The sequence below is a fragment of the Bradyrhizobium sp. Mp19 genome (assembly GCF_029952935.1).
Classification (GTDB): Bacteria; Pseudomonadota; Alphaproteobacteria; order Rhizobiales; family Xanthobacteraceae; genus Bradyrhizobium; species Bradyrhizobium elkanii.
On sequence record NZ_JASAUT010000040.1, the window covers coordinates 1 to 25,000 of the forward strand.

Genomic DNA, 25,000 nt, shown 5'->3' on the forward strand with positions numbered 1-25,000 from the left:
CGCTCCGCAATGCCGTCAATCGGCCGCCCAAACGAAGCTGTCCACTCCCGCGCGCCCCCAGAAGCCACGCAAAAAAACGCCTGACACTGGCCTCCACCCGCGCACGCCCGATTGCGCAAAGCCCTCGCTTGCGGGGGAGGGCGGGGTGGGGGCTCTCTCCGCGAGTCATATTGTGGAGAGAGCCCCCACCCGTATCGCATCTTCGATGCGATACGACCTCCCCCGCAAGCGGGAGAGGTGCAGAGAGTCTGCGGCAAGATCGATTCAATCTGACTTCATCACTCTCAATTCCCTCGCGCGCTATCGTCGATCACCGCGATCTATTCCCGCCGCCGCGATGAGAAAAACGTGACCGGAATAATGCGCCCCGGCGCGAATATCACTCCCCGAATACCGCTCTCTCTCGCCTGAGGAAACAACCTCGTGTGGAGGAAGCGATGCGAATTCTCGGGGGAATTCTGCTCGGCAGCGTGCTGCTGTCGGCAGGTCCGGTATTGGCGGAGGACGATGCGTCCGAGCTGCGTGCGTTGAAGGCACGGCTCAAGCAGCTCGAGCAGAAAATGGAGACGCAGGCGCGCAAGGAGGAGGCGCTGGCCGCAAGACAGAGCGCAATTCAGAACGCGCAGATGACGGCGAAGGCGCCGGTGCCGTTCGATCCCTGCGCTTCGGGCAAGCTCTGCTACAAAAGTCGGATCGTAGCCATGTCGTTCTGTGAGCCAAGGAGTTGCCAGACATATTTGTCTTCCTAAGACCGCTTGGCCTCCGACTTATTCGGGCTCGGTCTACAACTTCATCCCGTTCCCGCAGAGCAAGAACTACAACACCGGCGAGTCGCGCTTCACTGCGCGCCAGACCCGCTTCTCGGTGCTCGCCGAAGCCAACGCCACGGAGAACGTCCACGTCGCCGGCTATGGCGAGCTCGATTTCGAGGGCGCGGCGCAGACCGCCAATTCGGTCGCGACCAACTCGTTCAATCCGCGGCTGCGGCAGGCCAGCATCGAGATCGACCGCAGCGATCTCGGCCTGCATGTGCTCGCCGGCCAATCATGGTCGCTGAATACGCCGAGCAAGGCGGGCATCGATCCGCGAGGCGCTGATACGCCGGGCGTGATCGATTTCGAACTGGTGCCGGGCTTCCTCGGCGCGCGTCAACCGGGCGTCCGGGTCTGGCAGGATATCGGGCCCGAGTTCAAGCTCGCGGTCTCGGCGGAGAACCCGCAGACATCCTTTTTCGGCGGCAACAACCCGCTGGTCGGCACGCCGGCGGTCGGCCCGCAGGGCGTGCTCAATCCGAACCTGCTGGTCAATCTCACCGGCCCGGGCGGCAGCTTCTTCAACAGCCTGAATAATGTCAGCCTCAACCACGTGCCGGATTTCACCGTGAAGGGCGCGTGGGATCCGCGGCTCGGGCCCTACAAGCTGCATGTCGAGGCGTGGGCGCTCTACCGCGACTTCTATGATCGCTTCAACTTCGCCAATCACGACGTCAACACGGTGAGCTTCGGCGGCCATCTCTCGGCCGAGATCGTGCCGAAGCTGCTCGAGGTGCAGGCCTCCGCCTCTTACGGTGCGCTCGGCCGCTTCACCGCAACGCCATTCCCGGATGCGACCGTGCGCCAGGACGGCTCGATCCAGCCGCTGCCGATCACGGCCTTCCTGGTCGGCTCGGTCTGGCACACGACGCCGTCGCTCGATCTCTACGCCTATGCCGGGCTCGAAAAGACCAAGGCGACCTTCTCCAATGTCGGCACGGTGCCGTTCGGCTACGGCAATCCGCTCTACAACAACCTCGGCTGCAACATCGAGAACTCGCCGGCCGCGACCTGCAACGGCAACACTTCGGAGGTGAGGCAGTACACCGCGGGCTTCTACGACACGATCTTCAAGGGCTCCTACGGCACCATCAAGGCCGGCGCGCAATATTCCTACACCCAGCGCTTCGCCTTCCAGGGTGTCGGCGGCGCGCCGAAGACCGACGACCACATCGTCATGACCCAGATCCGCTACTACCCGTTCTAGTCCTCCGTGTCGCAAGACCCTCATGGTGAGGAGCGCGAAGCGCGTCTCGAACCATGAGGCCCGGTCCATGGCCTGCATCCTTCGAGACGCCCGCAAGTGCGGGCTCCTCAGGATGAGGGGAAGTCGGTAGTGACGCAGTAAGGCTAGGATGGCTTCGCGCGAGGTGGACATTGATTCCGCTGCGGCCAGAACCGATGCCGCTTCTGGAAAGGGAGGCTGCAGATGAGGATCATGACCAGACCGAAGCAGAGGGCCGTGATCGCGCGCGAATTGATGATGGTCAGCCGCGCCGCGCATGTGCTGCAGCGGACCGGCCTGGCGATGGCCGGTGCCATGGCCGGCACCTTCGTCGCCGCCCAGCTCGCCAAGGGCCATGTCGCTGTCTTCGGCACGCTGATCTTCATCGCAACGACGATCGTGATCGGCGCCGCCGGCTTCTATCTCGGCATCGATATTCCCAAGCCCGCGATGCGCGGCACGGGGCGCATTGATGCCGTCGAGCTTATGAGCGCGGGCGGCATCTTCCTTGCCGCGCTGGCTGCGCTGGTGTCGGTCTACGGCATCGTGTTCGACGAAATTCCGCCGCGCACCTGGGAGTTCGTGATCGGCTCCTGGTGGTTCGGCGGCGGCGTCATGCTGGCGACCGCCGGCCTCGTCGGCCGTCAGCGGCCGGCGCAGAAGGCCGCCGCGATATCGGCGGGGCCGATCCGGGATCAACGGTTGCGGCGGTGAGCACGGTCGCGACGAGTGAATTCGAACGATCGCGCTCTCACTCCGTCACCCTGAGGTGGCCGCCTCTTCGGCGGCCCTCGAAGGGCTGCGGCCCGGCTGCGGCCGTGCATCCTTCGAGGCTCGCGTAGCGGCGCAGTTGCGCCGCTGTGCTCGCACCTCAGGATGCTATTGCGCGCCTTGCCTCGACCAGTGCGTCGCAGCCTTCCGCTGCCACATTTCCCCGCTGCGCCAATCTGTCCCGTAGCTGCGACTGGCCGATGCGATACCCTCACCAAAAAATCGGGGAGGGACTTCAATGCCAGCGAAATTCAGCCGCCGTCACGTCATCGCTGCCGGAGCCTCGGCCGCCGCGATGCCCTTCCTGTCACGCGGAGCCTCGGCGCAAGCCGCGTGGCCCTCGCGGCAAATTCGCATGATCTGCAGCTACCCCGCCGGCGGGCAGACTGATCTCCTGGCGCGGGCCTTCGGCGAATTCATCGCAAGGCAAGTCGGGCAAACCGTCGTCATCGAGAACAAGGCGGGCGCCTCGGGCTCGATCGGCGCCGCCGAGGTGGCGCGCGCCGCGCCTGACGGTCACACCATCCTGTGCTCGATCTCGACCACCTACGTGATGAACCGCGCGATGATGAAGAACCCCGGCTACGACATGGACAAGGATCTGACGCTGGTCAGCGTGATCCCGGGCGCCGGGCTGCTGCTGGTCGCGAGCCCGAAATTGGGCGTCAAGACACTGGCGGAATTCGTCGCCTATGCGCGCAGCAGCGGCAAGGTGAATTTCGGCACCTACAGCGCGGGCTCCGCGCCGCACATGACGATCAACGAGCTCAACAAGCAGTATGGCCTCACCATCGAGCCGATCCATTATCGCGGCGAGGCGCCGATGTGGACCGGGCTTGCGGAAGGCACGCTCGATGTCGCGATGGGCAGCTACACCGCCGCGCAAACCGTGCTGCAGAGCAACCGGGGCGTCGTCTTCGGAGTTCACTCGAAGAAGGTCGACGCGATCCCCGAGATCAGGACGCTGCCCGAGCAGGGCGCGACGTCGAAGTTCTTCACCGTGAGCGGCTTCTCGGGCTGGGCGCTGCCGAAGGCGACGCCGCAGCCGATCGTCGATCGGCTGTCGGAGATTTGCGTCGCCGCCAATAGCGATCCGAAGGTGAAGGAGGTGCTCGCGACCTTCGTGCTGGAGCCCGCGATCGGCTTCAAGGACAGCAATGCGCTGTATCAGCGCGAATTGCCGGTCTGGATGGAGGCCGCGCAGTCACTCGGCCTGCCGCCGGCTTAAAGCGATCAGGAACTGAAGGATGGCTGCATCGGCGGTCACCATTCGTCGTAGAACCACTCCCTTGGGATTCGAGGTCGCGCCCTTGCGTATGGCGGGATAGACGTCCGCTCGGGCTTGCGCACGGCTGGAGCCGGCTGCGTCGGAGGCGGTGAGGCCTTCGGCTCGGAAACCTTCGCGAGTGCCCGTTTCATTTCTTCCTGGCTCGCCTTGAGTTCCTCGATGGCTTTGGAGTTCTCGCGGGCCATCTGTTGCTGGTTCGCCTTTAGTTGCTCGATATTTCGCTCAACATTCGCGAGGTCGCGTGCGATCGTTTGCAGCAGCTGCGTCTGGTCGGGAAGGGCTGTGTTGGCTGTCGGCGCGGCGTCCTGCGGTGGTGCGGGCTGAGGCAACGGCGTCGCTTGGGGCGGAGCGGTGTCTGCCGCGGCGACCTGAACGGCCGGTGGAGCGGGCTGCGCCGGAGGCTGCGGATCATCCGGCGGCAATGCTGGAGTTGAAACGAGCTGCGGCGCCCAACGGGCGACAAGCAGCTTGGCTTCCCCGCCATATGACGACTGCAAAGCCAGGGCAGCGACAACGATACATGCTGCCACCGACAAGGCGGTGAGGGCTCGGAATATCGGTCTTCCGGGTCGCGATTGCGAGGCAGGTCCGGAAGAAGAGGGGCTCGGCCCGGAAGAAGCAGGGCTAGGTTCGACCGAGGGCGGGTTTGGCTGCACCGAAGGGCGGGACGCGGCATCGCGCTCCATTCTTGCGAGCTGTTCACTCAAGCGCGTGAGTTCTTCATCGGCGCGCGCAATCTGCTTTTGGGCTTCCGCGAGTCTTTCGTCGGCCCGCGCTCTCAGGCTATCGTTCGATCCAACTGGGTTCGGAGTGGGTGTGGAGTTCATTGACGTTTCCCTTTCCCTTTCCGTCCAATGTCACCCAAGAGTACCGCCTCGGCTATCCATCAAGGGCGATCAGCCTCCAGCACTCGCTTCAGTCTTGTCCAAAGAATGGCCGGATGATAGCGCGCTTGGGGTCTCGTGATAATGGGGCGAGATAGCGGCCCGGGCGAGCCGGAGGTCAGGTCCGCTCGGGTCAAAAGCCGACATCATTCCGCGCCGCCGGGATGTGCGCCTTGGACCACAAGCTGACATCGGGGCAGCCCTTGGGAGTTGTCCCAAGGGCAATGCAAAAGGCCCTAGCCAGCAGGATCTGAGGGGTCCCGCTCCACCAACTCGAAGGTGATGCCCTCGGGACCCTCGAACAGCCGGAGCTTCCGGCTGATGTAGTCCATCTCGTCGCTCAGCATGGTGACACCGTTCGCCACCAGGTGCGCGGTGGCCGCCTCGATGTCGTCGACGCGGAAGGCGAGGTGATTGAAGCCCAGCCTTCGCAGATTGGTCGGGTGCACCCCCGGATCGGTCCCCGGGGGCGGGTCGAACTGGAGCAGCTGGATCTCGAAATCCGCTCCTTGGAGTGCGAGCGTGATGTGCTGCGCTCTCATGGCCGGCATGCCCATGTACCGGGCGGGAACGCCGCCGTCGATGGTCGCGACGTGGGTCTTCTTGAAGCCAAGCAGTGCGAAGAACGCGATCGCCGGGCCAGCATCTGCCACTGCGATCGTTACATGATCCGGACTGAGTATCATCTGATCGCTCCCTGTCATCAGCGACGCGCCGGCTTTCCTGCTGAGAGACTACCAGTTCGCTCCGTCCGCCGGTAGGCGGACCGAGCCCCGCCTACGTCTTCAAATTCGCATGCGGCCGGCCGAAGTCGGGCGCGGCGGAGTCCTGGCCGGTCTCGACGATGCCGCGGCGGATGGCGCGGGTGCGGGTGAAGTGGTCGAACAGCGCTTCGCCGTCGCCGCGCCGGATCGCGCGAGTCAGCTTCGACAGATCCTCGTTGAAGGTGCCGAGCATCTCGAGCACGGCGTCCTTGTTGGCGAGGAATACGTCGCGCCACATCGTCGGGTCCGAGGCCGCGATGCGGGTGAAGTCGCGGAAGCCGCCGGCGGAGAATTTGATGACCTCGGATTCCGTCACCTGCGCCAGCTCGTCGGCGGTGCCGACGATGGTGTAGGCGATCAGATGCGGCAGATGGCTGGTGATCGCGAGCACGAGGTCATGATGGTCGGGCGTCATGACCTCGACCTTGGCGCCGAGCGCGGCCCAGAACGCGCGCAATCGGTCGGTCGCCGCGGGATCGGTGCCTTCGGGCGGGGTGAGGATGCACCAGCGGTTGATGAACAGCTCGGCGAAGCCGGAATCCGGCCCCGAATGCTCGGTGCCGGCCACCGGATGCGCCGGGACGAAGTGGACGCCGTCAGGCAGATGCGGCGCCATGTCCTTGACGACGGCGCCCTTCACCGAGCCGACGTCGGAGATGATGGCGCCGGGCTTGAGATGGCTGGCGATCTCGGCGGCGACCGGGCCGCAGGCGCCGACCGGGATGCAGAGGATGACGAGGTCGGCATCCTTCACCGCCTCGATATTGGTCTCGACGACGCGATCGACGATGCCGAGCTCGGCGACGCGCGCACGCGTCTTCTCCGAGCGCGCGGTGGTCACGATCTCGCCGACCAGCCCTTGCGCGCGCGCGCCGCGCGCGATCGAGCCGCCGATCAGGCCGAAGCCGATCAGCGCGATGCGTTTGAAGAGCGGGGCGGTGGTCACGATGTCACTTTCCGGCCAGGAAGTCGCGCAGGCCCTCGACCACGAGGCGGTTGGCCTCCTCGGTGCCAATGGTCATGCGCAGCGCATGCGGCAGCTTGTAATTGTTGAGTGCGCGCAGCACGAGGCCGCGCCGTGTGAGATAGGCGTCGGCTTCCGCCGCGGTCTTGCCCTTGTCGGTCGGGAAATGGATCAGCACGAAATTGGCGACGCTCGGTGTCACCTTCAGCCCGAGCTTGCCGATCTCCTCGGTCAGCCAGTTGCGCCATTGTTCGGTGTGGGTCCGCGACATCTGTACATGCGCCGTGTCCTCGATCGCCGCCACCGCCGCCAGCATCGCCGGCGTCGTGACGTTGAACGGACCGCGGATGCGGTTGCAGGCATCGACGATATGCGCCGGCCCGAACATCCAGCCGATCCGCAGCGCGGCAAGGCCGTGGATCTTCGAGAAGGTGTGCGTCACCACCGTGTTGTCGGTGGTCGCGACCAGCTCGATGCCGAGCTCGTAGTCGTTGCGCGAGACGTAGTCGGCATAGGCGGCATCGAGCACCAGCAGCACATGCGACGGCAGCGCGGCGCGTAGCCGCTTGACCTCGTCGAACGGGATGTAGGTGCCGGTCGGATTGTTCGGGTTGGCGAGCCAGACCAGTTTCGTGCGCGGCGTCACCACCTTGAGAATGGCGTCGACGTCGGCCGTGAAATTGGTCTCGGCCGCGATCACGTTCCTGGCGCCGTTCGCCATGGTGGCGATCGGGTAGACCAGGAAGCCGTGGGTGGTCGAGATCGCCTCGTCGCCGGGCGCGAGATAGGTGTGCGCCAAGAGATTGAGGATCTCGTCGGAGCCGGCGCCGCAGATGATGCGGTCGGGATCGAGCCCGTAGGCGCGGCCGATCGCCTCGCGCAGCACGCGCGAGGTGCCCTCCGGATAGTCCTCGAGATGGTCAGCCGCGGCCTTGTAGGCCGCGATCGCCTTCGGAGACGGACCGAACGGCGTCTCGTTGGCGGACAGCTTGAACACCTTGCGGCCCGGTTCCGGCACCGGGCTCTTGCCGGGCGTGTAGGGCGCAATATCGAGGATGCCGGGGTTCGGCACGGGGCGGGACATCATCAACTCCGAACAGAGCGTTTTCGAGCGAAGTGGATACCGGTTCGCGTGAAGAAAACGCGTCAAAACAAAAACCTGGACGGGCGGCCGGCTCCTACTTCAGGTCCTGGCCGATCCGTTAGAGGGCACCGTATAGCGCGTTGCGTGGCTGCCGACGAGGGCCGACGAGCGCACCGAGGCGCCGGCCTTGATCAGGGCGAGCTTGATGGCCTCGAAATTGTGGCCGGTGACCGAGACCAGGAGCGCCGCGCCGTCGAAGGCGGTGTCGGGGACCGCGACGATCTCGGCGAGCGGCGCAAGCGCGCGGGCGACATCGGCGTTCCAGCCGGAGACGCGCACGCTCCAGGTCTGCACTTCGGTGACCATGGCGTCGTCGGCGACCCGCGAGATCACGAACACCGGCAGCGCGGCGGGATGGTCGGCGCGTTCGAGGAACGGCAACCGCGCGATGATCTTCGGCGCGCCACTGGCCTCGAGCGCATTCCACCACGGCGTGCGGCTTGCGATCGCGGAGACCAGCGCGAGGTCGCCCTTCGACTTCGCCACCGCCTCGACCGCGGCCTGTGCGCTGAAATGCGAGACGTAAGGCACCACGAAGCCGAAGTGAAACCGCGCCGAGTCGCGCATGGCCGACTCGCCGACGGAAACATCGGCATGCACCGCGAACGGTGCCTGCACATAGGTGAAGGTCGAGATGATGACGCGCCAGATGCTCTCGATGGTGTCGAGCGGCAGGATGCCGCGATGACGCCGCACCAACTCGCGCATCATGCTGGCTTCGCGCGCCGGGCGGAACGCCGAGCCGACCTCCTGGGTCTTCTTGACCTGGATCAGACGGTCGATGATGTCGCCGCGCGCCATCAACAGGCGGTGAACCTGCTCGTCGATCGCATCGATTTCCTTGCGCAGCTCCTGCAGCGAGGGCGGCGACGGGGGTGGGTTGGACATGCTCTCAAACCTTGTCGTCGGGGCGGCCCGTTGCCGCGTCGGACAGGGTCCCTGATTAGGAAAGACGGGCAGCGAAAGCAAAGAGAAACGTCGCAGGCGTGCCTTGCGCATTCGGTTAACCAATTGGCCGTGGGCAGGGCTGTCTTGACGGCGGGGGGCGTGGGGACTACGTTCCCTGCGTCCCGTGGTCATTTGAGCCGGCCGGCTTGCAGCCACGTTAAACAACTCGCTAAACAGGCCGGGGACCTTATCAGCTCCCGGCCGAACCTTTGTTCAGGCCGGTTTTTTTATTGGCCTGAGGTCCGTCGAGCCCTCCCGCGCGGAGGCAGGGTCGCCTAGATGAGCAACGTGCGTCCGATACCGAGCCCACAAACCCCGAGCGATGATCGCGCCCATGAGGCCGACCATCCGTCGTCATTGGTGGCGAAGTTCGGGATGGACCAGCCGCTCAAGCTCGATTGCGGCGTCGATCTCGCACCGTTCCAGATCGCCTACCAGACCTATGGCGAGCTCAATGCCGACCACTCCAACGCGATCCTGGTCTGCCACGCGCTGACCGGCGATCAGCATGTCAACAACATCCATCCCGTCACCGGCAAGCCCGGCTGGTGGGAGACCATGGTCGGCATCGGCCGGCCGATCGATCCCGATAAATACTTCGTCATCTGCTCCAATGTGATCGGCGGCTGCATGGGCTCGACCGGCCCTGCGTCGCTGAACCCCGCGACCGGCAAGGTGTGGGGACTCGATTTCCCGATCATCACCATCCCCGACATGGTGCGCGCGCAGGCGATGCTGATCGATCGCCTCGGCATCACGACGCTGTTCTGCGTGGTCGGCGGCTCGATGGGCGGCATGCAGGTGCTGCAATGGACCGCGGCCTATCCGGAGCGCGTGTTCTCGACGCTCGCGATCGCCTGCTCGACGCGCCACTCGGCGCAGAACATCGCGTTCCACGAGCTCGGCCGCCAGGCCGTGATGGCCGATCCGGACTGGCGCGGCGGCCGCTATGTCGACGAGGACACCCATCCGCACCGCGGATTGGCCGTGGCGCGGATGGCCGCGCACATCACCTATCTCTCGGACGCCGCGCTGCATCGCAAGTTCGGACGGCGGATGCAGGACCGCGAGCTGCCGACCTTCTCGTTCGATGCGGATTTTCAGGTCGAGAGCTATCTGCGCTACCAGGGCTCGTCCTTTGTCGAGCGCTTCGACGCCAACTCCTATCTCTATCTGACCCGCGCGATGGACTATTTCGACATCGCCGCCGACCACAACGGCGTGCTGGCGAAGGCGTTCACCGGCATCAAGACGCGGTTCTGCGTGGTGTCGTTCACCAGCGACTGGCTGTTTCCGACCGCGGAATCGCGCGCGCTGGTGCATGCGCTGAACGCGTCGAGCGCGCGGGTGTCGTTCGCCGAGATCGAGACCGACAGGGGGCACGACGCCTTCCTGCTCGACGTACCCGAATTCCTCGACATCTCCCGCGCCTTCCTGCTGGCCGCAGGCAAGGCGCGCGGACTGAAGGACGACGGCCAGTCATGAGCATGCAGCAGACATTGCCCTTGCCGGGCATCGCGCCGGAGCGGACCGGCGGCCATCGCACTGATCATCTCCTGGTCGCCGACATGGTGCGGCCGGGCTCGCGCGTGCTCGATGTTGGCTGCGGCGATGGCGAATTGCTGCAGCTGTTGGAGAGCCGCGGCATCGACGGCCGCGGAATCGAGCTGTCACGCGAGGGCGTCAATGGCTGCGTCGCCAAGGGACTTGCTGTGGTGCAGGGCGATGCCGACACCGATCTCGTCAACTATCCCGACGATGCGTTCGACTACGTGATCTTGTCGCAGACCTTGCAGGCGACGCGACAGCCCAAGGTGGTGCTGGAAAATCTGCTGCGCATCGGCCAGCGCGCGATCGTCTCGTTCCCGAATTTCGGGTTCTGGAAGATGCGGCTGCAGCTCCTGATCGGCGGCCACATGCCGCGCACCGAGAATTTGCCGGCGAGCTGGTACGACACCTCGAACATCCATTTCTGCACCATCAAGGATTTCGTGCAGCTGTGCGAGGAGATCAATGTCAAGATGGAGCGCGCGGTGGCGCTCGATCTCTACGGCCGTCCGGTGCCGCTCAACCTGCCGTGGTGGGTGTGGAACATGTTCGGCGAGCAGGGCGTGTTCCTGCTCAGCCGGGGCGGGCAGGGGAAGTGACGTCATGGCGTCATTCCGGGGCACGCGAAGCGTGAACCCGGAATCTCGAGATTCCGGGTTCGATGCTGCGCATCGCCCTCAGGTGCGCAATTGCGCACCGGGGAATGACAGGACTACACCGGCGCCGCCACCTGCGACCGCGGATCGCGCACCGGCCAGCGGCCGGCCTCGACCAGCGCGATGAAGCGCTCGACCATCTCGTTGAACAGCGCCGGCTCCTCGAGATTGAGCACGTGACCCGACTTCGGGAAGAACGAGAGACCGGCGGCCGGCAGATGCTGCTTCAGGAACATGCTGGGGGCGATGCAATTGTCGTCCTCGTCGCCGCACAGGATCAGCGCCGGCGTCGCGGCGCGCTTGATGGCGTCGGTCATGGTGTAGATCGAGGGTCGGCCGCCCTGGAAGCTGCGCATCGTGTTGGCGGAGCCCCTGGCGTCGTGGCGGGCGAGCGCGGCATAGAAATCGGCGTGGCCGCGCGGATCCTTGACCAGGAACGGAATCCGGCTCGGCGCCTCGCGCGTCACCTTGGCGACCTCGACCGCGCCGATGCTCTCATATTGCTCGGCATTGGCGCGGCACTGCGCGCGGAAGGCATCGAGATGCTCGAGGCTCGAACCGGAGCCGACGGCGGCCAGCGTCATCGACAGCGTGCGCTCCGGCGCGTTGAGGGCAATCTGTAGCGACGAATAGGAGCCCATTGAGAGCCCGACGAAATGCGCTTTGGCGATGCCGAGATGGTCGAGCACCGCGAGCGCGTCGGTATAGAAGTGCTGGTAGGTGTAGACGTCGGCGCTCGGCGGCACGTCCGACGGCGTGTAGCCGCGCGCCGAATAGGCGATGCAGCGGTGGCCGCGCGCGAAGTAGCGCATCTGCGGCTCCCAATTGGTGTGATCAGCGGCGAACTCGTGCAGGAAGATGATCGGGGTTCCGCTGCCGGCCTCTTCGAAATGGAGGCGGACATGATCTTTCGTCGTGGCGTAGGGCATTGAAATTCTCCTCTCGTTGGCCGCCTCCAGATTTGCAGTTAATTTTCAAGGCCGCAATGCGGCAGTTCCGGTTCCTTTCTCGTCATCGAATCATCGCGGAATGACCCAGAAATTGTTCCCGCAACGCCGCATGAAATCTTCCTCGCGCCATCCCGATTTTCAAAACCACCGTCGCGTTCCCCCGGGAACGCGACGGGGAATTGGGGGGCGTTACAGAGGATCTAGTGAAGTATGGTTCAGTTGCTTGCGTGTCGCCGGTCGCTTCGTGTTTTGGCGCTGGCTCTGTGTTCGCTCACTCTCGCCGTGATCTCCGCCGCTCCGGCATCCGCCCGTCCGCACCACTCACGTCACGCGCATTCGGCCCATGCCGGTCATCACGCGCGTCATTATGCCCGCCATCACTATCGGCACACCGCGCGGCTGTCGCGCGCCGAGCGCCGCGCGCTCGCGCAGCCGGGCGGGATCGTCGAAACCAACGCAGCGCCGTTGCCCGGCAGCGCTGACCCCGTGCCCAACACCGGCGGCGTCAGCGCGGCAGGTGGCTTCGGCTCGTCCGGCATCGTGGCCGAGGCGCGCCGCTATCTCGGCGGCAATCCGACCGACCGCTCCAGCCTGTGGTGCGCACGCTTCATGAACATGGTGCTGCAGCACACCGGCCATCGCGGCACCGGCTCCGACATGGCGAGCTCGTTCGCCAAATACGGTACGCGCGTTTCGGGACCGCAGGTCGGCGCCATCGCCGTGATGAGCCGCCGCGGCGGCGGCCATGTCGGCGTCATCACCGGGGTCGATGCCAAGGGCAATCCGACCATGATCTCCGGCAACAGTGGCCACCGCGTCCGCGAGACGCCGGTCTCGCGCGGCCGGATCTACGCCTATGTGATGCCGACGAACTGACTCGTCGAAAGCGGGGCAGGGCGCGTATGCGCCTTGCCCGGCCTACGACGCGACAGGTCCCTCGGCGGCAATCGTGTCGCCGACGGCGGCGCCGCCATCGCTGATGATCTCGGCATAGATGCCGCATTCATTGTTGCCGAAGCGCTGCATCAGCGTGTTCGGCACCGAGAGGTCGCGTGCGCCGGTATCGGGATCGACATTGACCGCCGCACAGCGGGTGATGCGCTTCACCACCCTCGCCCGTGCGCTGCCGATCGCAATGGTCTGGTCGAGAAGGCTGGCTTCATGCCAGGCCGGCCAGCCCTCGACATAGAGGTTGGCGCGGAAGCGCAGCGGATGCACCGGCGCCCGCACCATCTCCTCGATCGCCTGCAGGCTGGCCAGATTGATGATCGAGACCACCTTGCGCGGCACGTCGGAGAAACTGTGCCCGGGGCTGACCAGCACCTTGGGCGGTCCCTTGATCTGGCCGGTATGACGGTCGGCGAAATAGCGCTCGATGGCCGCGCGGCCTTCCGCGGTCTCGAGGTTGCCCTGGGCCACCATCGCGCCATCCCGGCGCAGCGTCAGCACATGGCTGTCATCGTCGAAATGGGCGCGCAGCGGCGCCAGCCACTCGTCCCGCTGCAGCATCAGGAAATGCGGCTTCGGGAGCCACTTCGGCGCCGAGGGATCGAAACCGCTCGGGCCGTTCTCGATCGCATAGCGGCGATCGGAGCGGAGCGTCTCGCCGGCCTTGAGCTCTGCGTGCGGCAGCGGCTCGGGCGTGAGGCCCTTGACGGGGTAGCGGTAGATGCCGGTGATCCTGGCGGAGGAGAGCTGTGCGTTGTCCATCCGCTCGCTCTAGCCTGTTTGGCGGGCGAGGAGAACTGCCGGCCGCGGGAAGGTACTAGTCGGCGCGCGCCGCTCCGGGAGCGTCCAGCATGCGCTGCATGAATACGAGATCGAGCCAGCGGCCGAACTTGCGTCCGACCTCCGGCATCCGGGCGACCTCGACGAAGCCGGCCTGCGCGTGCAGCCGCAGCGAGGCCGGATTGCCGCCGTCGATGCCCGCGATCATGACGTGCTTGCCGAGCGCGGTGGCCGCGGCGATCAGTTCGTCGACGATGATCCGGCCGAGGCCGCGGCCGCGATGATCGGCATGGACATAGACGCTATGCTCGACGCTGTAGCGGTAGCCTGGGAAGGCCCGGAAGTCGCCGAATGTGCCGTAGCCGAGCACCGTCGTCCCCTCGACGGCCACCAGCACCGGATAGCCGAGCGCCAGCCGCGCCTTCATCCAGGCCAGCCGCTCGGCGTCGGAATCCTGCTTCTCCGTCCAGATTGCATTCGAGTTGGCGACCGCCTCGTTGAAGATCGCGGTAATCGCAGGGATGTCCTGCTCGGTGGCGGGGCGGATAATCATCGGTGGTTCCTTGACGGGCCTCTTGAACGGACCCCATCGTCTACTATATAAGACGATATGTCAATTATAGAGGACAAGGCCGATGAGGCTCTCGGGCGGCGGGTTCGCGCCGAACGGGAGGGGCGCGGCTGGTCGCTGGCGGACCTCGCCGGGCGGGCCGGCGTGTCCAAGGCCATGCTGAGCAAGATCGAGCGGGCGGAGGCAAGCCCGACGGCGGCGACGCTGTCGCGGATCGCCACCGCCTATGGCCTCACCATGGCTGCTCTGTTCGAGATTGCCTCACCCAATTCCCGCCTGCAGCGGGCCAAGGATCAGCCGGTCTGGCGCGATCCGAAGGCGGCCTATCTGCGGCGGCAGGTGTTCCTGCATCCAGCCAATCCGCTGGAGCTGGTGGAGATCGAGCTGCCTGCGAGGCAGGAAGCCGGCTTCCCCGCCAGCGCCTATCACCTGGTCCGCGAGGTGGTGTGGGTGATCAGCGGCCGCCTCACTTTGATGGAAGGAGCGGAGCGCCACGAGCTCGCTGCGGGTGACCGCGTCGAGCTTGGTCCGCCGTCGGACATCGTCTTCCGTAACGAAACGGCTCAGCCTTGCCGCTACCTTGTCGCCATCGTGCGGCGCTGAGCTTCATCGGGCGAAATCGCAGACTGCGGCTCTTCCGTTTTGGAACCAAGTGCCCACATCTGCGGCAAGCCTGAAAAATGATGGCGACGACCAGAGGCTGGTTGAGGAACGTCAACGCGGCCCGCGGAAACCCAATGAAGATGCCGTTGTCATGCCTGAGTGGGTGACGATGGCAGGCCGAGGGAAAACGAATGAACATTGAGAAGTACACCGAGCGCGCGCGCGGATTCATCCAGTCTGCCCAATCGCTCGCAATGCGCGACGGTCACCAGCAGTTCTCGCCGTTGCATCTGTTGAAGGTGCTGCTGGACGACAATGAGGGACTTGCCGGCGGTCTGATCGACCGTGCCGGCGGCAATTCCAGAGCAATCCTGAAAGCGACCGAAGAGGCGCTGAACAAGCTGCCGAAGGTCTCGGGCAATGGTGCCGGGCAGGTCTACCTGTCGCCGGAGCTGGCGCGTGCCTTCGATGCGGCGGAAAAGGCCGCCGACAAGGCCGGCGACAGTTTTGTCACCGTCGAGCGGCTGCTGCTCGGGCTCACGCTCGAGAAGGGCAGCGATGCCGCCTCCGTCCTGAGCAAGGGCGGCGTCACGGCGCAGAACCTGAACGCGGCGATCGAAGCGCTGCGCAAGGGCCGCACCGCCGACAGTGCGACCGCCGAGAACGCTTACGACGCGCTGAAGAAATATGCCCGCGACCTGACCCAGGCTGCGCGCGACGGCAAGCTCGACCCGGTGATCGGCCGCGACGAGGAGATCCGCCGTACCATCCAGGTGCTGTCGCGGCGGACCAAGAACAATCCCGTCCTGATCGGTGAGCCCGGCGTCGGCAAGACCGCGATCGTCGAGGGCCTGGCGCTGCGCATCCTCAACGGCGACGTGCCGGAGAGCCTGAAGGACAAGAAGCTGCTGTCGCTCGATATGGGCGCCCTGATCGCCGGCGCGAAATATCGCGGCGAGTTCGAGGAGCGGCTGAAGTCCGTCCTGCAGGAGGTCTCGACCGCCGAGGGCGGCATCATCCTGTTCATCGACGAGATGCACACGCTGATCGGCGCCGGCAAGACCGACGGCGCGATGGACGCGTCCAACCTGTTGAAGCCGGCGCTCGCGCGCGGCGAATTGCACTGTATCGGTGCGACCACGCTCGACGAGTACCGCAAGCATGTCGAGAAGGATGCCGCGCTGGCCCGCCGGTTCCAGCCGATCTATGTCAGCGAGCCGACGGTCGAGGACACCATCTCGATCCTGCGCGGCCTGAAGGACAAGTACGAGCAGCATCACGGCGTGCGAATCACCGACTCCGCGCTGGTGGCCGCGACCACGCTGTCGAACCGCTACATCACCGACCGCTTCCTGCCCGACAAGGCCATCGACCTGATGGACGAGGCGGCAGCGCGGCTGAAGATGCAGGTCGATTCCAAGCCGGAAGAGCTCGATTCGCTGGATCGCGACATCATCCGGCTGAAGATCGAGCAGGAGGCGCTGAAGAAGGAGAACGATGCCGGCTCCAAGAGCCGCTTGCGGACCCTGGAGAAGGAGCTCGCAGGGCTCGAGGAGCGGTCGACGGCGCTGACGGCGCGCTGGAGCGCGGAGAAGAACAAGCTCTCCAATGCCCAGAAGCTGAAGAGCGAACTCGATGCGCTCCGCGTCGAGCTTGCCAATGCGCAGCGTCGCGGCGAATTCCAGAAGGCGGGCGAGCTGGCCTATGGCCGGATTCCCGAGCTGGAAAAGAAGCTCGCCGATATCGAGGCAAGCGAAAGCGGCAAGCAGAACGGCGGCGAGATGATGGAGGAGGCGGTCACCGCCAACCACATCGCGCAGGTCGTCTCGCGCTGGACCGGCGTGCCGGTCGACAAGATGCTCGAGGGCGAAAAGGACAAGCTCCTGAAAATGGAGGACAGTCTCGCCAGGCGCGTCGTCGGCCAGGCCGAAGCCGTACGTGCGGTGGCAACCGCCGTGCGCCGTGCCCGCGCGGGCCTGCAGGATCCGAACCGGCCGACCGGCTCGTTCATGTTCTTAGGCCCCACCGGCGTCGGCAAGACCGAGCTGACCAAGGCGCTCGCCGCTGACCTGTTCAACGACGAGACCGCGATGGTCCGCCTCGACATGTCCGAGTTCATGGAGAAGCACTCGGTCTCGCGGCTGATCGGCGCGCCTCCCGGCTATGTCGGCTACGACGAGGGCGGTGCACTGACCGAAGCCGTGCGGCGGCGGCCCTACCAGGTCGTGCTGTTCGACGAGATCGAGAAGGCGCATCCCGACGTCTTCAACGTGTTGTTGCAGGTGCTCGACGACGGCCGCCTGACCGATGGTCAGGGCCGCACCGTCGACTTCCGCAACACGCTGATCATCATGACCTCGAACCTCGGTTCGGAATTCCTGGTGAATCAGCCGGAAGGCGAGGACACCGCGGCGGTCCGCGATCAGGTGATGGGCGTCGTGCGGGCGCATTTCAGGCCGGAATTCCTGAACCGCATCGACGAGATCATCCTGTTCCATCGCCTGCAGAAGAGCGAGATGGGCCGTATCGTCGAGATCCAGTTCGCGCGGCTGACCAAGCTGCTCGAGGATCGCAAAATCGAGCTCACGCTGGACGCCAAGGCGCGGGACTGGCTCGCCGAGAAGGGCTGGGATCCCGCTTACGGCGCCCGCCCGCTGAAGCGGGTGATCCAGCGCAGCGTGCAGGATCCGCTGGCCGAGATGATCCTCGCCGGCGAGGTCAAGGACGGCGATCACGTGGTGATCTCGGAGAAGGGCAACGTGCTGACCTTCAACGGTCAGGTGCCCAAGACCGCCGAGATCGTGCAGTTCGAGGCTCCGGTCTCGAAGCGCAAGCTGAACTGACGGCGCAACACCAGAATCCTCCCCGCAGGTCGCGGGGAGGATCTTCATTTGCGAATCACTCCTGCGGGACGATCGACGGCGAAGGGCTGGCGGGCTCGTCGTCCTCGGCCGACTCGAGCTCGGAAAGAATATCGACCAGTTCGCGGGCACGGCCGGTGGCCAGCGGCCTGCCGGCATTGATCAGCGGTTCGTCATTGGCAAGCCAGGCCTGCGCCTCGGCAAGCTCGGTGATGGTTGCTCCCGACGCAATGATCCTGGCAATCGTGACGTCGTCGGTGTGGCCGACGGCCTTCAGCACATCGTCGCGGGTGAGCTGGGTCATGGTGCAAATCCTTGTGCATATCTTCGTTGAGCGCAACCCAACCCTCCCCGCCGGCGATCCGCGCCAGCGGGTAGGGATGGATCAGTTCAAGGCCTCAGCTGTGGGTCGTGAGCCGAGGCGGATGCTGGGACATCACCCAGAGCTCGATCGCCGCGAGGACTGCAACGGCGATGCCGATCACCACGTGCACGGTCGTCGCGGTGGTCATTGCCTGGAAGCCGAGGACCCAGGGCGAGACCAGCGCCCAAAGCCCGACGATGAGGTTCAGCCACTCCTCCCAGACCGCGAATGCCGCGAGCGCGGCGATCGCAAGGACCGCCATCGCGAGGCCGACGATGTAGGCGTTGGTGGAAACCGTTCCGGCGTCGAACTTGAACAGCCACGGCGATAGGAAGAGAATCGCGCCGAGGATCAGGTTGGCGACATCGCACAGTTTTGCGTTCGTCCAGTTCTCCATGACACCCTCCATTGAAGGTTTCACTGACGAATCAACTGGATGGTCGCCGTTCGGGTTCCCATCTCACGGGCGAAATCTGATGGAACTGGCGCCCTATCGCATCATCAGCGGTTGGTGATGGAGCGGGTCTGCGACGTGGAACTGGTGGCGTCCGAGACGATTCGCGAGCTGCCGCGGCTGGACATCTGGGCCTCGATCCGGTCGCGCTCCTTCTCGAAGTTCGCCAGCATCGGGCCTTCGAGCGAACGGCCGCGCGGCAGCTTCACGCGCATCGGGTCGACGAATCGGCCGTTGACCAGGATTTCGTAGTGGACGTGCGGGCCGGTCGACTGGCCGGTCGAGCCGACGAAGCCGATCACCTGGCCCTGCCGCACCTTCTTGCCGATCTCCATGCCCTTGGCGAAGGCCGACATGTGGCCGTAGGCCGTCTCATAGCCATTGGCGTGCTTCATGCGGATATATTTGCCGTAGCCGCCCTCGTATCCGACCTTCTCGAGCACGCCGTTGCCGGACGCGAAGATCGGCGTGCCGTAGGCGGTGGCCCAGTCGACGCCGGTGTGCATCTTCACATAGCCGAGGATCGGGTGGCGGCGGCCGCCGAAGCCCGAACGCATGATCGCGTTGTTGACCGGCTTGCGCACCAGGAACTTCTTCGCGCTCTTGCCGGTCTCGTCATAGTAGTCGACGAGGCCGTCGTCCGAGCTCTGGAATCGGTAGTATTTCTTGGTTTCGCCGCCCACGGTCAGCGCGGCGTAGAGCACTTCGGTCTTTTCGGTGCTGGTGACGCCCTCGTCCTCGCCGGCAAAGAACACGTCGAACGAGTCGCCGGGCTGTACCTTGCGCTGGAAATCGACGTCATAGGAGTAGATCTTGACCATGTCTTCGATGACGGTCGGCGGCACCTTGTTGCGCAGCGCGGTCTCGTAAATGCTCTGATAGAGCCGCACGCCGCTGCCATCATCCTCGTCATCGTCGCTGGAATTGTCGGCGGTCTCGGTGACGGTGTTCATGCTCTGCACGTCGACGGCGACGTATTTTCCGAGATCGGACAGCGCAGCGACGGCCTCGATGACCGACTCGTTGGCGACGATCACGCGATAGGGCTGCAGCCTGACATTCGGTCCGGGAGCGGCCGGCGCCATCAGGATTCGTACCTTCTGGCCTTCCTTCAGGCCGCCCTCGCGGCCGCGCGGACCGAGCGTTGCGGCGATCGCCTTCGCCTCGTCGGGCGTTGCGCCCTGATCGCGCAGGATCGAGGTGATGCTGTCGCCCTTCTTGACGAGGTGAACCCGTTCACCGACCGGATTGCCGCCGGTGACCTGCTCCTTGGTCTTCGGCAGCAGGGTGACGTTTTCCGGCACCACGCGGGTCTCGAAGCCGGCATAGGGATCGGAGGTGTTGCCCTCGGTGGCGTAGGCCATCCTCATGTCGGGACCGGCGCCACTCGCGTCAGCTGCGGCATTGGCGAGTGAAGCGTAGCGCACCGAGCCGCCGGAGCCGCGCCAGTTGGCGGCGTCGTGGACCCGCATCAGCACGTCGTCGAGCGCGACGACGGCGGCGAGCTTGGCCTTCGGCAGCACGGAGCCGAGATCCTTGGTGACGAACGAGACCTCGGCGTCGGGCTCGGCCGCGGCATTCGGATCCTCGGCCGCCGCCGGCGTGTCGGAGCCGACATCGGTCAGCAGACGCTGCGCGTTGAATGCCGGGATTTTGGCCGACAGATCGCTCGTGGTCATCGAGAGATTGCCGGAAATTCGGATGAAGGGCCGCACCCGCATCACGTCGCGATTGCCGACGCGGGTCACGGTCGACACGCGCACCAGGCTGCGGGAAGCGGAGGATTCGCTGGGCGGCGGCAGGCGGTCGCCCTTGTGCAGGCTGACGACACGATCATTGCCAGTGAACGCGCCGCGCAGCGCGCCTTCGACGCGCTCCGGCACCTTGGCGAAGGTCATCTCGCCATCGAGCGACGCAAAAACGGCGCCGCCGATCAGGGCCGCGCCACATAGTCCAGTCAAAATAGTGCCGCTGAACCATTGAACGGAGACACGGCGGCGATCGATCACCGCAGCCTCGGTGCCGTCGACCGAAAGCGGCGGTTCGTGACCGAGATCGATCATCCCGGTCTCGCGCCCAATGCCGCTTCCGCGTGACGCCCGTTGGCTCAACCCTGCATCCCCCCAAATTCCAGCAACTGCGATCGACCTCTGCTCGTCCTTGTCCCCACCTTGATCCCGTGAAGAGGGATCTCGGCAGTGTGGCGAGCCACACGCATCGAATTCGAGAAGCCGATGGCCATTAGCTAGCCGCGATCTCGAACGTCAATGGTGTGCAGATCTCTCGATGTTGCTCGACCGCGATGGAGAAGAGGCGACGGGTTCTTGGAGAAAATCGCCTGGTCCCCCAGAAAAACCACCCGTGCCCCCACAGGTTACGAGCGGTTCAATGCATTCGTTATAGCCAGAACGTCGCAGGATTGTGGCTCAAGTGCGGCATTTGAGGTGGAAAAGCTGCCCTGAAAGCAGGTCGGTGCCCGCCACCCGGCCCGGGGGTGGTTGGAACCTGTTTTGGATGGCCTCGCGGGCTCCTCGGCGACAAACTTTTTTTGAAGTTTTTTGCGGCGAAGGCTGGGTGACGAATTTTTACCTCCGACCTAAGCCACGGAAAGCACAAGAATTTCTTCGCACTGCACAAGCGATTTGGGCGTGCGACGATTTGTTGACAATGGCCGTTGACAATCCCGAGGGGTGGGGACTATAAACCAACCACTGAGCGCGGCGCCGCCGGGTCACTGACCAAGGCGAGCGAACGCGCCTCTGATGCTCCTCACTTAGATGAGTGACACAACAGCCGACATCAATCGGTTGGGGTTCACCGTCGGTCGGTGAAGGGTAGAACCACCCTTCAAGGGTGTGGGATCGCCAGATCCCGGGCTGTTTGACAAGTAAAGATGAAGAAAGAGAAACGTGGACGGCGGAGTCCTTGCGTCTCTCGGAATACTTGAAAGCTTCGGCTTTCGACTTTCTGAGGGTGGACGAAAGACTTCGGCGGTACACGTTTTAAAGGTTACACCATCGCTGCACACGATGTGAATCGTCAGCAGCTCGCCGGTTTCGGCCGGTGAAGAATGGTGGGACCTCGTCAAACGTTGTGATCAGCCGGTTCAAAGTTCAAGTCCAACTTGAGAGTTTGATCCTGGCTCAGAGCGAACGCTGGCGGCAGGCTTAACACATGCAAGTCGAGCGGGCATAGCAATATGTCAGCGGCAGACGGGTGAGTAACGCGTGGGAACGTACCTTTTGGTTCGGAACAACTGAGGGAAACTTCAGCTAATACCGGATAAGCCCTTACGGGGAAAGATTTATCGCCGAAAGATCGGCCCGCGTCTGATTAGCTAGTTGGTGAGGTAATGGCTCACCAAGGCGACGATCAGTAGCTGGTCTGAGAGGATGATCAGCCACATTGGGACTGAGACACGGCCCAAACTCCTACGGGAGGCAGCAGTGGGGAATATTGGACAATGGGCGCAAGCCTGATCCAGCCATGCCGCGTGAGTGATGAAGGCCCTAGGGTTGTAAAGCTCTTTTGTGCGGGAAGATAATGACGGTACCGCAAGAATAAGCCCCGGCTAACTTCGTGCCAGCAGCCGCGGTAATACGAAGGGGGCTAGCGTTGCTCGGAATCACTGGGCGTAAAGGGTGCGTAGGCGGGTCTTTAAGTCAGGGGTGAAATCCTGGAGCTCAACTCCAGAACTGCCTTTGATACTGAAGATCTTGAGTTCGGGAGAGGTGAGTGGAACTGCGAGTGTAGAGGTGAAATTCGTAGATATTCGCAAGAACACCAGTGGCGAAGGCGGCTCACTGGCCCGATACTGACGCTGAGGCACGAAAGCGTGGGGAGCAAACAGGATTAGATACCCTGGTAGTCCACGCCGTAAACGATGAATGCCAGCCGTTAGTGGGTTTACTCACTAGTGGCGCAGCTAACGCTTTAAGCATTCCGCCTGGGGAGTACGGTCGCAAGATTAAAACTCAAAGGAATTGACGGGGGCCCGCACAAGCGGTGGAGCATGTGGTTTAATTCGACGCAACGCGCAGAACCTTACCAGCCCTTGACATCCCGGTCGCGGACTCCAGAGACGGAGTTCTTCAGTTCGGCTGGACCGGAGACAGGTGCTGCATGGCTGTCGTCAGCTCGTGTCGTGAGATGTTGGGTTAAGTCCCGCAACGAGCGCAACCCCCGTCCTTAGTTGCTACCATTTAGTTGAGCACTCTAAGGAGACTGCCGGTGATAAGCCGCGAGGAAGGTGGGGATGACGTCAAGTCCTCATGGCCCTTACGGGCTGGGCTACACACGTGCTACAATGGCGGTGACAATGGGATGCTAAGGGGCGACCCTTCGCAAATCTCAAAAAGCCGTCTCAGTTCGGATTGGGCTCTGCAACTCGAGCCCATGAAGTTGGAATCGCTAGTAATCGTGGATCAGCACGCCACGGTGAATACGTTCCCGGGCCTTGTACACACCGCCCGTCACACCATGGGAGTTGGTTTTACCTGAAGACGGTGCGCTAACCGAAAGGGGGCAGCCGGCCACGGTAGGGTCAGCGACTGGGGTGAAGTCGTAACAAGGTAGCCGTAGGGGAACCTGCGGCTGGATCACCTCCTTTCTAAGGATGATCCTTCAGATCAGCTCACGCTATCTATCGGATCGTTTTAGAAACATTCAGGGGCCAACAGTTTCAGGATTGTTGAGCTCCATTGGCGGGATTTCGCCGTCTTCGTTTCTCTTTCTTCGCGGACGAACACGCGCCAGGGGCTGAGCGCTGTGCGGTGCACCGACTTCAGGTCGAGTGCGCGCCGGCATGTCTCTCGTGTTAGGGGCTTGTAGCTCAGTTGGTTAGAGCGCGCGCTTGATAAGCGTGAGGTCGGAAGTTCAAGTCTTCCCAGGCCCACCATTTTGATCGAGTGCGGAGCATTCGTCTTCTGGTACGGGGCCATAGCTCAGCTGGGAGAGCGCGTGCTTTGCAAGCATGAGGTCGTCGGTTCGATCCCGTCTGGCTCCACCAGATGGAATTGAAGCTCGATAATGCCTCGTTCAATCGTCCGCGAAACATCACTTCGCACTCATTGGTCCGGATGGACGGTGATGTGCGTGTTTTCTGACATCGTAAAGAGGAGATCGATCCGAGTTTGGATCAAGCGAAGCAATTCGCCTGAGCCATTCATTATCTCCGGGATCATTTCGGCGCTCGCTTTCAATCGTGAGATTGGATGCGAGTTGTAAATGATCCCTTTTAGCGAAGCTTGACCGCCTCGCTATCGGGCCGATCTTACGAAGCAAGCTGGTCTTTCTAGTCAATGTCCGGCTGCGCAATCGCATTCATCGAGGATGCGCGCCTGGGACTTCGGTCCTCGGGCAGTTGTGCAGACAACATTCTGCCGAGTGTGTGGACATTGATAATGAGAGCAATCAAGTGCCTTAAGGGTGTTCGGTGGATGCCTTGGCGCTGAGAGGCGATGAAGGACGTGCTACGCTGCGATAAGCCGTGGGGAGCTGCGAAGAAGCTTTGATCCGCGGATTTCCGAATGGGGAAACCCACCTTCGATAGCCGGAACTCCAAGACCTTGTGTGTTGGGGTTCGACCAGAAATGCGAGAAATCAAACCGCGAGGTTTTGGATTTCCGGTTATCAAGAGAAGGTATGAGACCTCCGAATAAAATAGGAGGTTTTAAGCAAACCCAGGGAACTGAAACATCTAAGTACCTGGAGGAAAGGACATCAATCGAGACTCCGTTAGTAGTGGCGAGCGAACGCGGACCAGGCCAGTGATACATCAAAGACAATCGGAACCTGTCAGGAAAGCAGGGCCTCAGAGGGTGATAGCCCCGTACGAGTAATGCGATGATGTATCCACGAGTAAGGCGGGACACGTGTAATCCTGTCTGAACACGGGGGGACCACCCTCCAAGCCTAAGTACTCCTCAGCGACCGATAGTGAACCAGTACCGTGAGGGAAAGGTGAAAAGCACCCCGACGAGGGGAGTGAAATAGACCTGAAACCGGACACCTACAAACAGACGGAGCCCAAGATACGTTCTGGGTGACGTCGTACCTTTTGTATTATGGGCCAGCGACTTAATTTAACGAGCAAGCTTAAGCCGATAGGCGAAGGCGTAGCGAAAGCGAGTCTGAATAGGGCGTCAAGTTCGTTGTATTAGACCCGAAACCTAGTGATCTAGCCATGAGCAGGTTGAAGGTGAGGTAACACTCACTGGAGGACCGAACGGGTGTCTGTTGAAAAAGACTCCGATGACTTGTGGTTAGGGGTGAAAGGCCAATCAAACTGGGAAATAGCTGGTTCTCCGCGAAAGATATTTAGGTATCGCCTCGGATGAATACCTCAGGGGGTAGAGCACTGGATGGGCTAGGGGGACTTACCGTCTTACCAAACCCAACCAAACTCCGAATACCTGAGAGTACTATCCGGGAGTCACACGGCGGGTGCTAACGTCCGTCGTGGAG

Annotated in this window: 20 protein-coding genes, 2 tRNA genes, 2 rRNA genes and 1 riboswitch (1 of these 25 cut by a window edge); of the genes, 13 read left to right on the top strand and 11 right to left on the bottom strand. The window is 63.4% G+C overall.

The features are described 5' to 3' along the window. The first annotated feature begins 437 nt into the window (after nt 1-437). From QJT82_RS32130 to QJT82_RS32145, 4 genes are all read left to right on the top strand, one after another. Nucleotides 438-749, top strand: a complete 312-nt coding sequence (locus tag QJT82_RS32130) for a hypothetical protein (RefSeq protein WP_281446673.1) — start codon at nt 438-440, stop codon at nt 747-749. Next, entirely contained in the window at nt 712-2,019 is a 1,308-nt protein-coding gene (locus QJT82_RS32135) for a hypothetical protein (protein ID WP_281446674.1), read from the top strand. The genes QJT82_RS32130 and QJT82_RS32135 overlap by 38 nt, the downstream gene beginning before the upstream one ends. A 222-nt stretch (nt 2,020-2,241) precedes the next feature. Beyond that, nucleotides 2,242-2,751, top strand: coding sequence for a hypothetical protein (locus QJT82_RS32140; RefSeq protein WP_028341885.1), 510 nt, complete (start codon nt 2,242-2,244; stop codon nt 2,749-2,751). A 295-nt stretch (nt 2,752-3,046) separates the two neighbouring features. Beyond that, entirely contained in the window at nt 3,047-4,036 is a 990-nt protein-coding gene (locus QJT82_RS32145; RefSeq protein ID WP_028341886.1) for a tripartite tricarboxylate transporter substrate binding protein, read from the top strand. 35 nt (nt 4,037-4,071) lie between these two features. Here QJT82_RS32145 and QJT82_RS32150 read toward each other — a convergent pair whose 3' ends face one another. The 5 genes from QJT82_RS32150 to QJT82_RS32170 all read right to left on the bottom strand — a co-directional run bounded on the left by QJT82_RS32150 (nt 4,072) and on the right by QJT82_RS32170 (nt 8,740). Continuing rightward, the gene (locus QJT82_RS32150) at nt 4,072-4,923 is read right to left on the bottom strand and encodes a hypothetical protein (RefSeq protein WP_155258588.1); all 852 of its coding nucleotides are present in this window, start codon (nt 4,921-4,923) and stop codon (nt 4,072-4,074) included. Between the two features lie 293 nt (nt 4,924-5,216). Further along, the gene (locus tag QJT82_RS32155) at nt 5,217-5,666 is read right to left on the bottom strand and encodes a VOC family protein (protein ID WP_028341888.1); all 450 of its coding nucleotides are present in this window, start codon (nt 5,664-5,666) and stop codon (nt 5,217-5,219) included. A 91-nt stretch (nt 5,667-5,757) separates the two neighbouring features. Then, on the bottom strand, nt 5,758-6,690 hold the full coding sequence (locus QJT82_RS32160; protein ID WP_028341889.1) for a prephenate/arogenate dehydrogenase family protein: 933 nt from the start codon (nt 6,688-6,690) through the stop codon (nt 5,758-5,760). Between the two features lie 4 nt (nt 6,691-6,694). After that, nucleotides 6,695-7,792, bottom strand: a complete 1,098-nt coding sequence (gene hisC / locus QJT82_RS32165; RefSeq protein WP_028341890.1) for a histidinol-phosphate transaminase — start codon at nt 7,790-7,792, stop codon at nt 6,695-6,697. Between the two features lie 99 nt (nt 7,793-7,891). Beyond that, entirely contained in the window at nt 7,892-8,740 is an 849-nt protein-coding gene (locus tag QJT82_RS32170; RefSeq protein WP_028341891.1) for a chorismate mutase, read from the bottom strand. A gap of 174 nt (nt 8,741-8,914) precedes the next feature. Next, a riboswitch (SAM riboswitch) is annotated at nt 8,915-8,994 on the top strand. An 85-nt stretch (nt 8,995-9,079) separates the two neighbouring features. Here QJT82_RS32170 and QJT82_RS32175 point away from each other — a divergent pair. Continuing rightward, on the top strand, nt 9,080-10,285 hold the full coding sequence (locus tag QJT82_RS32175; RefSeq protein WP_028341892.1) for a homoserine O-acetyltransferase: 1,206 nt from the start codon (nt 9,080-9,082) through the stop codon (nt 10,283-10,285). Further along, on the top strand, nt 10,282-10,947 hold the full coding sequence (gene metW / locus QJT82_RS32180) for a methionine biosynthesis protein MetW (RefSeq protein ID WP_028341893.1): 666 nt from the start codon (nt 10,282-10,284) through the stop codon (nt 10,945-10,947). The genes QJT82_RS32175 and metW overlap by 4 nt, the downstream gene beginning before the upstream one ends. A gap of 113 nt (nt 10,948-11,060) precedes the next feature. Here metW and QJT82_RS32185 read toward each other — a convergent pair whose 3' ends face one another. After that, entirely contained in the window at nt 11,061-11,933 is an 873-nt protein-coding gene (locus QJT82_RS32185; RefSeq protein ID WP_028341894.1) for an alpha/beta hydrolase, read from the bottom strand. 231 nt (nt 11,934-12,164) lie between these two features. Here QJT82_RS32185 and QJT82_RS32190 point away from each other — a divergent pair, with 231 nt between their 5' ends. Then, nucleotides 12,165-12,830, top strand: a complete 666-nt coding sequence (locus tag QJT82_RS32190) for a TIGR02594 family protein (protein WP_028341895.1) — start codon at nt 12,165-12,167, stop codon at nt 12,828-12,830. Between the two features lie 42 nt (nt 12,831-12,872). On the opposite strand, the gene QJT82_RS32195 is transcribed toward QJT82_RS32190, so the two are convergent. Both QJT82_RS32195 and QJT82_RS32200 read right to left on the bottom strand, forming a co-directional pair. Next, complete coding sequence (locus QJT82_RS32195) at nt 12,873-13,664, bottom strand: MOSC domain-containing protein (protein WP_028341896.1); 792 nt, start codon at nt 13,662-13,664, stop codon at nt 12,873-12,875. Nucleotides 13,665-13,719: 55 nt separating this feature from the next. Further along, nucleotides 13,720-14,235: a GNAT family N-acetyltransferase gene (locus tag QJT82_RS32200; protein WP_028341897.1), complete on the bottom strand. Its 516-nt coding sequence runs from the start codon at nt 14,233-14,235 to the stop codon at nt 13,720-13,722. A 57-nt stretch (nt 14,236-14,292) separates the two neighbouring features. On the opposite strand from QJT82_RS32200, the gene QJT82_RS32205 reads away from it, so the two are divergent. Next, nucleotides 14,293-14,856, top strand: coding sequence for an XRE family transcriptional regulator (locus QJT82_RS32205; RefSeq protein ID WP_028341898.1), 564 nt, complete (start codon nt 14,293-14,295; stop codon nt 14,854-14,856). A 191-nt stretch (nt 14,857-15,047) separates the two neighbouring features. Next, nucleotides 15,048-17,699, top strand: a complete 2,652-nt coding sequence (gene clpB, locus QJT82_RS32210; RefSeq protein WP_028341899.1) for an ATP-dependent chaperone ClpB — start codon at nt 15,048-15,050, stop codon at nt 17,697-17,699. 55 nt (nt 17,700-17,754) lie between these two features. Here the strand turns inward: clpB and QJT82_RS32215 are convergent, their stop codons facing one another. The 3 genes from QJT82_RS32215 to QJT82_RS32225 form a co-directional block, all read right to left on the bottom strand. Further along, nucleotides 17,755-18,021: a hypothetical protein gene (locus QJT82_RS32215; protein WP_028341900.1), complete on the bottom strand. Its 267-nt coding sequence runs from the start codon at nt 18,019-18,021 to the stop codon at nt 17,755-17,757. 94 nt (nt 18,022-18,115) lie between these two features. Then, complete coding sequence (locus QJT82_RS32220) at nt 18,116-18,478, bottom strand: SPW repeat protein (RefSeq protein WP_028341901.1); 363 nt, start codon at nt 18,476-18,478, stop codon at nt 18,116-18,118. Between the two features lie 104 nt (nt 18,479-18,582). After that, the gene (locus tag QJT82_RS32225; RefSeq protein ID WP_028341902.1) at nt 18,583-20,646 is read right to left on the bottom strand and encodes a M23 family metallopeptidase; all 2,064 of its coding nucleotides are present in this window, start codon (nt 20,644-20,646) and stop codon (nt 18,583-18,585) included. A 1,009-nt stretch (nt 20,647-21,655) separates the two neighbouring features. Here QJT82_RS32225 and QJT82_RS32230 point away from each other — a divergent pair. From QJT82_RS32230 to QJT82_RS32245, 4 genes are all read left to right on the top strand, one after another. Continuing rightward, nucleotides 21,656-23,144: ribosomal RNA gene (locus QJT82_RS32230) — 16S ribosomal RNA — on the top strand. Nucleotides 23,145-23,355: 211 nt separating this feature from the next. Then, a tRNA-Ile gene (locus QJT82_RS32235) sits at nt 23,356-23,432 on the top strand. A 35-nt stretch (nt 23,433-23,467) separates the two neighbouring features. Then, nucleotides 23,468-23,543 (top strand) — tRNA-Ala (locus tag QJT82_RS32240). A gap of 402 nt (nt 23,544-23,945) precedes the next feature. Next, a 23S ribosomal RNA gene (locus QJT82_RS32245) occupies nt 23,946-25,000 on the top strand (it continues 1,791 nt past the right edge of the window). Together the 16S and 23S rRNA genes with 2 tRNA genes alongside form the textbook arrangement of a ribosomal RNA operon.